This window comes from Mesorhizobium sp. M7A.F.Ca.CA.003.01.2.1 (assembly GCF_003998945.1).
Taxonomy (GTDB): Bacteria; Pseudomonadota; Alphaproteobacteria; order Rhizobiales; family Rhizobiaceae; genus Mesorhizobium; species Mesorhizobium ciceri.
Genome location: NZ_RZRA01000041.1, coordinates 1 through 12,672 on the forward strand (window position 1 = coordinate 1; position 12,672 = coordinate 12,672).

Genomic DNA, 12,672 nt, shown 5'->3' on the forward strand with positions numbered 1-12,672 from the left:
GTAGAGAGTTCAGAGAGCGGCTTAGAAACGCCGTGTAAAAGCCTGATTTTTCATTCAGACGCCAAAACAGAACGAGGGGAATCATGGCGTTGGACTGGGACAAGCTACGCGTGTTTCACGCTGCGGCGGAGGCGGGGGCGTTTACCCATGCGGCCGAGACATTGCATCTGTCACAATCGGCGATCTCGCGGCAGGTCAGCGCGCTCGAGCATGATGTCGGCGTGCCGCTGTTCAACCGCCACGCCCGCGGGCTGGTGTTGACCGAGCAGGGTGAGATGCTGTTTCGCACGGCGCATGACGTGCTGATGAAGCTGGAGACCATCAAGTCCCGGCTGACCGAGACCAAGGATCGCCCGTCGGGCGTGCTGCGGGTGACGACGACGGTGGGGCTGGGCGCCGGCTGGCTGACCGAGCGGGTGCAGGAATTCATCGAACTCTATCCTGAAATCAGCCTGCAGTTAATCCTCGCCAACGAGGAGCTCGATCTCACCATGCGCCAGGCCGATTGCGCCATTCGGCTGCGCCAGCCGCAGCAGCCGGACCTGATCCAGCGCCGCCTGTTCACCGTGCATTTCCACCTCTACGCGGCCCCATCCTATGTCGCCAAGCATGGCAGGCCGTCTTCCGTCGCCGAGCTGAAGGCCCATCGCATCGTCACCTTCGGCGTGCCGGTGCCGTCGCATCTGTCGGAGCTGAACTGGCTGGAAACGGTCGGTGATTTCGAAGGCGGGCAAAGGGTGCCGACGCTGCAGATCAACGACATATTGTCGATCAAGCGGGCGGTGCAGGGCGGTGCCGGTATCGCCATGCTGCCCGACTATGTGATCAGCAAGGACTCCGACCTCGTGCAGCTGCTGCCGGAGACCGAGGTGCCGTCTTTCGACACCTATTTTGCTTATCCGGACGCGATGAAGAACCAGGCCAAGCTGCACGTGTTCCGGGACTTTATCATCGCCAAGGCGAGAAGCTGGTCATTCTAAGGACATGTCGATTGCCTGGCCCGACCTGAGCCTCAACATGCCCTGAGACGGCGCTGCCGGTTTCACCTACCCCCGCCAGGGCGACAGTCGAGGCAGCCAGCCGGGCACGTTGCGGCGGTAGGCGTCGTATTCGGCGCCGTACCGGTGAGCCAAAGTCGGCTCCTCGTAGAACCGCACGAAAGAGCCCATGGCGATCGCGCCGATGACCGCATAAGCGGCCAGCGTCCAGCTCGAGAACAGCAATGCCTGGCCGAGGATGATCGACAGCACGGCGACATACATCGGGTTGCGGACATGACGGTAGATGCCGCCGATCACCAGCCTCTCGGTTGGCGCGACCGGAGCGGGCGTGCCGAGGCCCTCAAGCGCGAATCGACCGAAGGCATGCAGCAGTGCTGCGATCGCGACGGCGATCAGAAGCCCGCCGGCAGGAACAAAGCCCGGCAGACCAGACCACGGCAAGCCCCAGCGATCGGTCAACAGCCAGGGCACCAGCCCGGCAACCACGCAGGGCGCCGCGATGAAGAAGGCCGCACTGCCGGCGATCGCCGAAAACGTCCGCATTGGCTGCTTCCTCCCGATTGCCTTAGAAATGCACGCCTGCTGCCTGCTTCCACATCATTGCCCGGTTTTGGCATTTTGAGCCGAAAGCCAGCCGAGATCGGCAATTCTGTAGTTGCAATTGCCCGATTCGGCGGCCCATTTCGACGATTCTGCTGGTCCTATTGGCTTCTGGAATGGGTTAGACCACAGCCTGCGTCTTTTTGCATGCGTGTGTTGCAAAATAGATGCTTGTTTCTTGGGCATGATGAGCACATATATAGATCATCTCCTGGGCGCGTTCTCCTCCCATTAGCGCCCTCGAGTGTTCCCCTCTGGAGGTTAGCCTTAACAGGCACTCCAATCAAACTCAGCCGGATCTTCATTGATCCGGCTTTTTTGTTGCCTGTGCTCTGCTGGGCCGGCAAAAAATTCCATCACAATTGCCACGTAACGGTGACATGTAACCTCTGGTAACATAGCCCGGGCGCCCGCGACCTGCTATGTGGATCATAGGACGCGGTGTGGTTCGGACGGGAGATGGGGGCATCACTCGTACGGCCCGGGCTCAGGCGGCTACCGCGTCCGAACCGTTTTTCCGCCGAACTCGGCGGCACCAAATGCGGCGGACCTGCCGTTTTACCTCCCAAGGAAACGGTCCGCGAACAAAACGACGTCCGGTCCCCGCCGGACGTCGTTTTCTTTTGTCCCCTCGAATCAGGTTCGAGAGGAACGCTACGCCATCAGGCAGCCTTGCCGTTGGTGTTCATCGCCTCGTCGGCCAGACGGCCGGTGAGTTCGGCCATGTGGTCGAAGACGGCACGGTAGCTGGCAACGCCCGCGGTCGCCGAGCGCAACTCGATGATCAGGTCGCCGATCTCGGCTTGCGGCATGGTTGCCTCGACGACATCCCATCCTGGCCAGCCAGGCCGCGCGTCGTAGCCGAGTATCTGGCCGCGCCGTTGCGGGATGAGAGCGATGATCTTCGAGGTGGCGTCGGAGGGTGTGACGATCTCGACCTTCATCACAGGCTCCAGGAGCACCGGCAAGCACGCGGCCATGCCTTCCTTCATTGCCAGCCTGGCCGCCATCTGGAAGGCCATGTCGGAGGAATCGACCGCATGGTAGGAGCCGTCCGACAGGTTGACTGCGACATCCACGACCGGAAAGCCCAGCGGCCCGGATTTCAGATAGTCGCGGACCCCGGTCTCGACCGACTGGATGTAGGTCTTGGGCACGACGCCGCCGGTGATGGTGTCGGTGAACTGGAAGCCGGAGCCGCGCGGCAGCGGCTTGATCTCGATCACCACGTCACCGAACTGGCCATGTCCGCCGGACTGTTTCTTGTGACGGCCGCGCTGTTGCGCCGATTTGCGGATCGTCTCGCGATAGGGCACCGCCGGCGGATGGCCTTCGACCGGTATCTGGTTCTTGCCTTCCAGCCGCCAGCGCACCCCGCGCAGATGCATCTCGCCATGGCCCGACAGCACGGTTTCAGCCGAGTCCTGGTTGTGGCGCAGGCTGAGCGAGGGGTCCTCCTCGGCCAGCCGCTGGATGGCAGCCGACATTTTCACTTCGTCCTTGCGCTCCTTGGGACGGAGCGCGAAGGCGAAGACCGGCTGCGGCGGCTCGAACTGGACGAGCGGCTTGATGCCGCCCTTGGCCGAACTCAGCGTCTGGCCGGTCTTGACCTCGTCCAGCTTGCCCAGCGCGACCGTATCGCCGGCCTTGGCGATGGAGAGCTTGGAATGGTCCTTGCCGAGCATCCGGTAGATGCCGGAAACCTTGGCCGTGTCGCCGCCGGGCAGCCAGAGTTCGGAACCGTCGACGACCTGGCCGGAGAGGATGCGCGACACCGACAGCTTGCCGCCATGCGAGGTGTGGATGGTCTTCATCACCTGGACCAGGGTAGCCGCGCCGTCGGGTGCACCGAGCCGCTTGCGGGTCGCCTCGATGTCAGGCGCGTCGTGGCGGATCGCCTTCAGGAGACGCAGCACGCCGTTGCCTTTCTCGGCGGTGCCGATCAGCACCGGGGTCACCGCGCCGTCGCGCAGGTCGGCGGCGAGATCGTCGAAGATCGCGTCCTTGGGCGGTTCGATCTCCTCGAGCAGCTGTTCCATCAACTGGTCATCATGGTCGGCCAGCGTCTCCAGCATCGAGAAACGCGCTTCGAGCTCGCGCGCCTTCTCGTCGCCGGGAATCTGCGCCACCTCGCTTTCGGCATATTCGCGATAGATGTAGGCGCGCTCCAGCGCCAGGTCGATCGAACCAATGACGACGCCGTCCTTGCGCAGCGGAATCTGGCGCAGCAGCAATGGCACGGCACTGGCCGGCTGCAGCATCTTCAGCGTGTCGCGCACGCCGGTGATTGCCTTGTCGACCTTGTTGAGAAACAGGATGCGCGGCACGCCGAGATCGTCGAGCTTGCGCATGATCAGTTGCAGGGCAGGGATCTTCTTTTCATCGGCCTCGGCCACGACCACCGCGAGGTCGCAGGCGGCCAGCACCGGTTCGGCTTCGAAAGAGAATTCGATGGAGCCGGGACAGTCGACGAAGGTGATCTGCTCGCCCATGAATTCGGTGGTGGCGATCGTCGCCTCGACGCTCATGGCGTGGGCGCGCGCCTCGGGCGAATGATCTGAAACGGTGTTGCCTGATGAAACGGGATTTTGTCGGGGAATTGAGCCCGTACGGGCCAATATGGCTTCGAGAAGTGTCGTCTTACCGCTTGCGAAGGGACCGACTATGGCAATGCATTTCGGTCCCGTGCGTCGTCCTCCGGCGCGAGTACCCATGACTGACCTCCACTCAGGCGTTTCCCGTAGGACCGACTGGCATGCATGGTTCAGGCGTGGTCAATCGGTCCTGAGCGGCGGCCGGCCTGTTCGACCGTCGCGGGCGGGGTTCTTTTCAAGTCCACCTGCCCAAAGCCATCGTCCCACTTGTTTGCCGGCAGGGCAAGGAAAATAGAAATCCTTTGCTCGGCCGTGGACCCGTGCTGGCCATATAGGGGGCTGGCAGCCGGAAGCTGTTGCACGTCGGCCGATATCGGCGGAAACTGAAGCTGGCGACCCGTCGCCCGCTGTTTTGAAGGACCATCGACCCATGAAGATCATTGCCTGCGGCAGCGTGCCGACCGTCATCGCGCCGGAAAAATACTTCACCGGCCGGGTGCTGCAGACGCCGATCATCGAGAAAGAGGCGCCGGCGCGGCTGCGAGCCACGCTGGTCAGCTTCGAGCCGGGCGCGCGCACCCACTGGCATACGCATCCGCTTGGCCAGACGCTCTACGTGACGGTGGGCGCCGGGCTTGCCCAGACGTGGGGCGGCCCGATCCAGCAGATCAGGGCGGGCGACGTCATCTCGTTCGCGCCTGGCGAAAAACACTGGCATGGCGCGGCGCCGAAATCGGCGATGACGCATATCGCCATGCAGGAGGCGCTCGACGATGTCCATGCCGACTGGCTGGAAGCGGTGACATCGGAACAATATGACGGCTGAATGCTCAGTCCGCAGGAACCCGGCTTCTATTCCAGCCGCAACATTTTCAGAAGAGGGCGACTCGCGGCGAGTCCCGTACCATGGCGCAGGCCATACTCAGTCGCCGGATCGACAGCGCCATGCCGCCCGTTCAACTGACCGTCGGCCAGTAATTTGCGAAACTCACGTCCGGACATAGCCATGTCAAAGCACCGTTTGCCCCTGGTCGCCGCTGTCTATCTTGGTTCGTTCGTGGCTCTGCTCGACGTCAGCATCGTCAATGTCGCGCTGCCGACCATCCAGCAGGCGTTGCAAACCGATTTCGGCGGCCTGCAATGGGTGGTCGACGCCTACACGCTGTGCCTGTCGGCCTTCATGCTGTCGTCCGGCCTGATCGGCGACCGCTATGGCCGCAAGCGCTCATGGCTGGCCGGCGTCGGCATCTTCGTGGCCGGCTCGCTGATCTGCGCCGTCGCGCCCAATTTGCCGGTGCTGCTGGCCGGCCGGGTCGTACAGGGCATCGCCGGCTCGCTGCTCATTCCAGGCGCGCTGTCGATCCTGACGCAAGCCTTTCCCGATGCGCGCCAGCGCGCCGGCGTCATTGGCGGCTGGGCGTCGTTCGCCGCCACCTCTCTGCTCGTTGGTCCCGTCCTCGGTGGCATCCTGGTCGAGACCGTCGGCTGGCAAAGCATCTTCCTTATCAACCTGCCGCTTGGTCTGATCACGATCGCGCTCGGTGCTGCTTCGATCAACGAGACGGCGCATCCCGAACATGCCCATCTCGATCTCGTCGGCCTGGCTCTCAGCATCCTGTGGCTGGGGGCGCTGACCTTTGGCCTGATCTCGGCCGGCGAGAATGGTTGGGGCGAGCCAAGGACGGTCACGGCGCTCATCGCAGGTGTCGTCGGCCTGGGTGCTTTCCTCGGCTTCGAGGCGCGCACGGCACGGCCGATGCTGCCGCTTGGCCTGTTCCGTGACGTCCGCTTTGCCGTCGCCAATGTCGCTTCGTTCGCGCTCGGCTTCACCTCCTATTCCAGCGTCTTCTTCTTCTCGATGTTCCTGCAGCAGGTGCAGGGCTGGTCGCCGACGCAGACCGGCCTGCGCATGGCGCCGGCCTTCATCGTCCAGATCGTGGTGTCGCCGTGGATCGGCAGGCTGAGCGCGCGCTATGGTCACTCCGCGCTGATGAGCATCGGCTATGTTGCTATCGGCCTGTCCATGCTCGGCATGTGCTGGGCCGGTCCTTCGACGTCCTACGCGATGCTGTGCCTTCTGTTCGCCATCGGCGGCCTCGGCAATGCGCTTGCAATCCCGACCGGCAGCGCTGCCGCCATGTCCTATGCGCCGCGCGAACGCTCGGGCATGGTGTCGGCGGTCATCAATGCCACCCGCCAGAGCGGTCTTGCCATCGGCATCGCCTTGCTCGGCGCCTTGATGAGCATGCGGGCAACCAACCTTTTGACCGGGTATCTCGGCGATGCCGGTGTCGCCAACGCGGAAGCGGTCGCTCGTGCTGCAATTTCGCGGCATGATTTCGCAACCGATGCGGCGATGGGCGAAAGCGGCGTGCATGAACTCTATGCTGCCGCCTATGCTGGCGGCTTCCATGCCGCCATGCTGACGGCGGCGATCGGCGCGTTCCTCACCGCCGCACTGCTGGTTGCCGTGCTGGCGCCGGCCGAGGCGCGCTCGGCCAAAGAGACCAAGCACGAGGCGTGAGGCTGACGGCCCATTGAAAACCCGGCAGTGAAGCCGGGTTCTGCGTTCAAAGTGCGCCGCTCAGGTCAGCGAAGCCGTAAAGCGCTGGATGCGCGTGCAGGCTTCCTCCAGAAGCGTCTCCGAGGTGGCGTAGGAGATGCGGAAGTTGGGGCCGAGGCCGAAGGCCGAGCCGAACACCACCGCGACGCCCTCGGCTTCGAGCAATTCCGAGCAGAAGGTTTCGTCGGTGTCGATCGGCTTGCCGGCCTTGGTCTTCTTGCCGATCAACTGGGCGCAGGAGGGATAGACATAGAAGGCCCCTTCCGGCGACGGACAGGTGATGCCGCGCGCCTGGTTGAGCATCGAGACGACGAGGTCGCGACGGCCTTGAAAGATCGCCTTGTTTTTGGCGATGAAATCCTGCGGGCCATTCAGCGCCTCGACGGATGCCCATTGCGCGATGGTGCAGGCGCCCGATGTCTGCTGACCCTGGATCATGTCCATCGCCTTGATCAGTTGGACCGGGCCCGCCGCATAACCGATGCGCCAGCCGGTCATTGCATAGGCTTTCGACACGCCGTTCATGGTCAGCGTGCGCTCGTAGAGCTTAGGCTCGACCTCGGCGATGGTCTTGAAGACGAAATCGCCATAGGTCAGGTGCTCGTACATGTCGTCGGTCAGCGTCCAGACATGCGGATGCTTCAACAGCACGTCGGCCAGAGCGCGCAGTTCGGCCTCGGTATAGGCGGCACCCGACGGGTTCGACGGCGAGTTCATCAGCAGCCATTTGGTCTTCGGCGTGATCGCCTTTTCCAGCACGGAAGCGGTCAGTTTGAAGCCGTTGTCGATCGAGGTGTCGGCAAACAAGGAGGTGCCGCCGCAGATCGCCACCATCTCGGGGTAGCTGACCCAGTAGGGGCGAGGAATGATGACCTCGTCGCCGGGGTTCAGCGTCGCCATGAAGGCGTTGAACAGGATCTGCTTGCCGCCCGTACCGACGATGGTCTGCTCGGGCTTGTAGTCGAGATTGTTCTCGCGCTTAAACTTTTTTGCGATCGCCTCGCGCAGCGGCACGATGCCCGAAACCGGCGGATACTTGGTTTCGCCGCGGCGGATCGCCTCGATTGCCGCATTCTTGATGTTGTCGGGCGTGTCGAAATCCGGTTCGCCGGCGCCGAGGCCGATAATGTCACGGCCGGCATTTTTCAGCTCGCGCGCTTTCTGCGTGACCGCGATGGTGGCGGAAGGCTTCACGCGCGAAAGGGTGTCGGCAAGAAAGGCCATGAGCTTGACGTCTCCATGGAAGATCGGCGCGGCCAGGAGCGACCGCGGCGCTTCTCATGTCGCATGATTTCGCGCAACGCAAGCATTGTCGGCTGATCCAGGTCTCAAGGAGCTGTGATCGGACCCGGGGTCGGCAACAATAAATTCATTAACGAGCGGTAGAGGCTTGAGTGGCAGGATCGCAGACCAATTGCGGAGCGAGGAACCGTGTCGCGCAGCGTCGGGCTTGCCCACATCATCCGTCAGGACGACGGCACCTCCACCGGTGTCTGGGGCATCTACACGTTGCAAAGCGCTTTCCAGCCGATCTTCGCCTTCAAGGAAGGCAAGCTGTCGGTGGTCGCGTTCGAAGGGCTGATCCGACCGTTCCGCGACGGCGAGCCACAATCGCCGATGAATTTCTTCTCGACCTGTCCGGCCGCCGACCGGCTGCATATCGAGGCGCTGACCAGGACGCTGCATCTTCTCAACGCCGGTGCCTGCCTGCCGCAGGAAGCGTCGATCTTTGTTAATTTCGACCCGTCGGTGTTCACCGAACGCACTGTTGCCGACGCTGCCTTGCGCGAAATGCGGCTCGTGCTGCACGAGGCCGGCATCGACCCGCGTCGCGTCGTCTGCGAGGTGACCGAGCAGCGGTCGGCGTCGCAGGAAGCCTTGCACGGCTTCGTCGCGGCATTGAGAGCCAACGGTTTCCGCATCGCCGTCGACGACTATGGCGCCGACGATTCCGACATCAACCGGGTCAAGGAGTTGAAGCCGGATATCGTCAAGTTCGATGCCTACTGGATCACGCAGCTGATGGAGTCCGGCGCCGGCTTCGCGTTGCTGACCACCATGGTGAAGAACTTCGAGGAGCAAGGCATCCATACGGTGTTCGAAGGCATCGAGGAGGGCTGGCAACTGGAGCTCGCCGAGAAATCGGGTGCGTCGATGGTGCAGGGTTTCGTGCTGGCGCGGCCCGAATTGGCGCCGACCAGCTTTGGCGTCTTCGACAAGGCCGGGCAGGCGCCTGTCGCTGCTGCCGTCGACACGTCGGCTGCTGCCGTGGCAACGCCTTCGGCGCGGCCGGTCAAGGCCTTTGGGCGTCGCGTGGCGACATGAGAGGTGATCGGCGGCGCAATGTCGGCGATGCGATCCGGGTCGACGAAGTCGGCATCGAATACGGCATGTATGGCGAGTTCCGGCTGCGCAGCGCCTATCAGCCGATTTTCGCGCCGCGCGGCCGGTTCCTTCACGCGGTCGCGGCCGAAGCCCTGATCGAGCCGCACCGTGCGGGCCGCCCCGGCGCGCCAAAGATATTCTTCGAAAGCGTTGCCGTCTCGGACCGGCTGTTTGTGGAAACCATGTGCCGGGCGCTGCATCTCAGGAATTTTCGCAATATCGGCGTCGACGGGCTCGACCTGTTCTTCAACTACAATCCGTTGATCAACGACCATGCCGGGCGGGCACTGGCCGAGATTCGCCTGATGACCAGGCATCTCGGCGAGTTCGGCCTGGCGCCGGCCATGCTGGTCTGCGAAATCACCGAACAGGCGGCGGACGACGCGCTTCTCGCGCGGCTGGTGCGCGAAATGCGGCGCGACGGCATCCGCATCGCCATCGACGATTTCGGCACCGGGCACTCGACCGAGGAGCGGGTGAGCCTGCTCAAGCCCGACATCGTCAAGATCGACGGCACCTGGTTCGCGGAGTTCTGTCGCCACGCTGCCGCCGAACGGTTCTTCCGCCCGCTGGTTTCCAGCTTGCATGACCGCGGCGCCAAGGTGCTGGTCGAAGGCATCGAGCAGCCCACCCATCTGCGCGCCGCGCTCGAAGGCGGCGTCGACCTGCTGCAGGGTTTTCTCCTCGCCCGCCCAGCCTTGGCGGGGACCGTTTTCGAGGAAGAGCCACTGAACATCGACACGCTGCTGGGTACCGGCGGCAATGTCGTCCCGCTGTTCGGCTAGGGGCGCCACTATTCACACATCAGCGGCGCTGATCGTCGCGACAAAACAAATCATTGGTTGAGTCCGCCGCCGCTGCGATAATCGCGCGGAGACAGTGCTCGGGGGAACAGCCATGATACTTTACGGCATGATAGACAGCGGCAATTGCTACAAGCCGCGCCTGCTGATGGCGAAGCTTGGCCTAGCCTTCACCAACGTCGAGGTGAGTTCGCACACAGGCGACACACGCAAAGCCGACTTTGTCGCCAAGAACCCGAACGCCATGGTGCCGCTGCTCGAGTTCGACGATGGCCGGCGGCTGGCCGAATCCAACGCCATCCTGCTCTATCTCGCCGAAGGCACACGCTTCCTGCCGGCGGACAGGTATGAGCGTGGGCTCGCGTATCAATGGCTGTTCTTCGAACAATACAGCCACGAGCCCTACATAGCCGTGCGCAAGGCGCTGCTGACCTTTCCCGAACGTGCTGGGGATGCGACCCCGGAGCGGCTGGCGGTGACGCTGGAGCGCGGCAACAAGGCGCTCGGCGTGATGAACAGGCATCTGGAAAACAATGCCTTCTTCGCTGGCAGCGCGCTCAGCGTCGCCGACATCGCGCTCTATGCCTATACGCATACGGCGGAGCAGGGCGGTTTCCAGCTCGACGCCTATCCGGCGGTGTCGGCATGGCTTGGCCGCGTGGAAGCGGATCCGGGGCATGTGCCGATCGAGTGGGTGGGGTAGCCTTCTCCTCCTGAAGGAGGGGCTATTTCAACAAATGGTCGTAGTCGGCGTGGGTGCCGACCCAGAACCAGATCACATCTTCATTGTTGCGTATGGCAACAGCCCGATAGTTTTCGTCAACTCGCGCCGACCAATAGCGACCGACCTGTTTGAAATGCAGTGAGGGATGAAAAGGATCGAACGCAGTCGGGCAAAACGCCTGTCCGCCTTTGCTCTGATTGACGATGGCAGTTTTTCATAAGCCTCCCAGAACGATGGAGAGGCGACGTGGTTCACAGAGGCCGCGTCCGACCAGCGCGATGGTCAGCCAGCGCCTGTTCGGCAAGCCTGTCCAAACGGCCCGCCTTCGCGTCGGCTTCCATCTGCCGGTCCCACATATCCGCCTGGAGCGCCTCGAACCAGGCGGCAAACGCCTTCAGTTCCTCGGGGCTCAGTTCGGCGACGGATTTTTCGATCTGCTCAAGTTTGGTCATGGCCGAATGGTACCACTACTGGGCTAAAAGTACCACAAGTTGGAACCATAGTGCGGGCTGCGCCACCTAACCCAGACAGCAAAAAAGGCGGGATAAATCCCGCCTTCCCATGCTTGGTAGCCTGATCGGGAGCGTCCGGTCCGGGCTGGCAGCTATCTGCTGATCCAGCTTGTCGGGTCTTTCCGCTCCAGCGCGCTTCTCGCGCGACTGTCAGTACATCCGTGACTTGCCGCGCGCCCCGAACTCTCGCCCGGCGCGCGCTATCGCAAAATCAGGCTGCCTTGCTCAGAGATCCAGCGGACGACTTGCCAGTGCGGCGGTCCTGCTCGATCTCGAAGTTGATCTTCTGGCCTTCGACCAGGGTCGACAGTCCAGCACGCTCGACAGCGGAGATGTGGACGAATACGTCCGCGCCGCCCGCGTCAGGCTGAATGAAGCCGAAGCCCTTGGTGGCGTTGAACCACTTGACCGTTCCAGTTGCCATTTAGATAGTCCTTCACATTTGCTTTAGATTGACCGGACCGAGGTCCAGCCGGTGTGCATCGAGATTTTGGAGATAGACGTCAGCAAACGCGATTATCGCGAGGCCCGGATCGATCGGCCGAAATATCAATGGAAGGCATATAGGCTGCTTTCGCACAAAAAACAAGACTGTGTGAGAAAGCCGTGATCAGGGCGCTGCCCAATGGCCGCCCTAATCGCGTGAGAGCGTCACGACGGATCGCGACGTCCCTGGGCGGCGGATCAGGGAGAGGACCATGAAAACCATTCTGCTTGCCGCCTGCCTGACGCTTGTCGCCGCTCAGGCTCAGGCGATCTCGCGCTACGACCCGACGCGTATGAGTTGCGGCAACGTTCAGGCGACGATCGCCCGGCAGGGGGCGGTCATCCTGCGCTACCAGTCGAAGCGGGTGCCGGGACTGTCGCTCTACGACCGCTATGTGCAGAGCCAGCGATTCTGCAGCATGGGCGAGGTGAGGACACGAGCCTACGTGCCGAGCGCCGACACAAAGTCCTGCCCGGTCTACAACTGCAAGCGGTCGGACAACGACCGGCATTTCCGCCGGCGGTTCTTCCATAACAACTAGCGCTTGTCGACCGGCAGCCATTGCTCTCAATCCCGGATATGCTCCGTGAGCATGGATACGAATTGCGTCACCTTTTGCGGGCGAAAGCGCGCCGCCGGATAGACCACGTGAATGCCGCCGGAGGGCAGCGCCCAGTCGGGGAGCACGTGGACGAGGCGCCCCTGCGATAGATAGTCGACGACCAGATAGTCCGGCAGAACTGCCAGTCCGCCGCCGGCGAGCGTCGCTTCCAGTACGGCGGGCGTCGAGTTGATGGAGAACGCCTCGCGCAGGGTGATGGTGCGCGGCTCGGAATCGCCTCGGGTGAAGTTCCAGGTGAACGGCTTGCGAAGCACGGCATTGGCAACGAGCGGCAAGGAAGAAAGATCTTCCGGCTTGTCCACCCTGATCCCGGCCGCGAAATCCCGCGACGCGACCAGGATTTGCCGGAAGGTGCCGATGCGTCGCGCCTGCTGGCTGGAG

General features: G+C 62.9%; 13 protein-coding genes and 1 pseudogene. 7 read left to right on the top strand and 7 right to left on the bottom strand.

Annotated elements, in window-relative coordinates:
- The first annotated feature begins 83 nt into the window (after window positions 1-83).
- Window positions 84-980, top strand: coding sequence for a LysR family transcriptional regulator (locus EN969_RS03615; protein ID WP_127418991.1), 897 nt, complete (start codon window positions 84-86; stop codon window positions 978-980).
- 66 nt (window positions 981-1,046) lie between these two features.
- Here EN969_RS03615 and EN969_RS03620 read toward each other — a convergent pair whose 3' ends face one another.
- Both EN969_RS03620 and EN969_RS03625 read right to left on the bottom strand, forming a co-directional pair.
- Entirely contained in the window at window positions 1,047-1,544 is a 498-nt protein-coding gene (locus EN969_RS03620; RefSeq protein WP_013530080.1) for an isoprenylcysteine carboxylmethyltransferase family protein, read from the bottom strand.
- A gap of 719 nt (window positions 1,545-2,263) precedes the next feature.
- Window positions 2,264-4,315, bottom strand: a complete 2,052-nt coding sequence (locus EN969_RS03625; RefSeq protein WP_127418992.1) for an elongation factor G — start codon at window positions 4,313-4,315, stop codon at window positions 2,264-2,266.
- Window positions 4,316-4,625: 310 nt separating this feature from the next.
- Here EN969_RS03625 and EN969_RS03630 point away from each other — a divergent pair, with 310 nt between their 5' ends.
- Complete coding sequence (locus tag EN969_RS03630; protein WP_024504148.1) at window positions 4,626-5,021, top strand: cupin domain-containing protein; 396 nt, start codon at window positions 4,626-4,628, stop codon at window positions 5,019-5,021.
- 180 nt (window positions 5,022-5,201) lie between these two features.
- On the top strand, window positions 5,202-6,719 hold the full coding sequence (locus EN969_RS03635) for an MFS transporter (protein WP_082826535.1): 1,518 nt from the start codon (window positions 5,202-5,204) through the stop codon (window positions 6,717-6,719).
- Window positions 6,720-6,779: 60 nt separating this feature from the next.
- Here the strand turns inward: EN969_RS03635 and EN969_RS03640 are convergent, their stop codons facing one another.
- Window positions 6,780-7,982 (bottom strand): pyridoxal phosphate-dependent aminotransferase, encoded by a 1,203-nt coding sequence (locus EN969_RS03640; RefSeq protein WP_063168806.1) that lies wholly within the window; start codon window positions 7,980-7,982, stop codon window positions 6,780-6,782.
- 207 nt (window positions 7,983-8,189) lie between these two features.
- On the opposite strand from EN969_RS03640, the gene EN969_RS03645 reads away from it, so the two are divergent.
- From EN969_RS03645 to EN969_RS03655, 3 genes are all read left to right on the top strand, one after another.
- Window positions 8,190-9,083 carry an EAL domain-containing protein gene (locus tag EN969_RS03645; protein ID WP_063168805.1) on the top strand — a complete coding sequence of 298 codons (894 nt, stop codon included), beginning with the start codon at window positions 8,190-8,192 and terminating at the stop codon, window positions 9,081-9,083.
- The gene (locus EN969_RS03650) at window positions 9,080-9,928 is read left to right on the top strand and encodes an EAL domain-containing protein (protein WP_063168804.1); all 849 of its coding nucleotides are present in this window, start codon (window positions 9,080-9,082) and stop codon (window positions 9,926-9,928) included. Before EN969_RS03645 ends, EN969_RS03650 begins: the two co-directional genes overlap by 4 nt.
- A 112-nt stretch (window positions 9,929-10,040) precedes the next feature.
- Window positions 10,041-10,649 (top strand): glutathione S-transferase family protein, encoded by a 609-nt coding sequence (locus EN969_RS03655; RefSeq protein WP_013530087.1) that lies wholly within the window; start codon window positions 10,041-10,043, stop codon window positions 10,647-10,649.
- Between the two features lie 22 nt (window positions 10,650-10,671).
- Here EN969_RS03655 and EN969_RS35825 read toward each other — a convergent pair.
- The 3 genes and pseudogenes from EN969_RS35825 to EN969_RS03670 all read right to left on the bottom strand — a co-directional run bounded on the left by EN969_RS35825 (window position 10,672) and on the right by EN969_RS03670 (window position 11,606).
- Window positions 10,672-10,925 (bottom strand): annotated as a pseudogene (locus EN969_RS35825) (hypothetical protein).
- Entirely contained in the window at window positions 10,922-11,122 is a 201-nt protein-coding gene (locus EN969_RS03665) for a hypothetical protein (RefSeq protein WP_013530089.1), read from the bottom strand. Before EN969_RS03665 ends, EN969_RS35825 begins: the two are co-directional and overlap by 4 nt.
- 271 nt (window positions 11,123-11,393) lie before the next feature.
- The gene (locus EN969_RS03670; RefSeq protein ID WP_010910991.1) at window positions 11,394-11,606 is read right to left on the bottom strand and encodes a cold-shock protein; all 213 of its coding nucleotides are present in this window, start codon (window positions 11,604-11,606) and stop codon (window positions 11,394-11,396) included.
- Window positions 11,607-11,880: 274 nt separating this feature from the next.
- On the opposite strand from EN969_RS03670, the gene EN969_RS03675 reads away from it, so the two are divergent.
- A complete protein-coding gene (locus EN969_RS03675; RefSeq protein ID WP_063168803.1) occupies window positions 11,881-12,210 on the top strand; it encodes a hypothetical protein in 330 nt (109 codons plus the stop codon).
- Window positions 12,211-12,236: 26 nt separating this feature from the next.
- On the opposite strand, the gene EN969_RS03680 is transcribed toward EN969_RS03675, so the two are convergent.
- Window positions 12,237-12,672: substrate binding domain-containing protein (locus EN969_RS03680; protein ID WP_206525131.1), on the bottom strand; the 436-nt coding region annotated here is incomplete at its 5' end.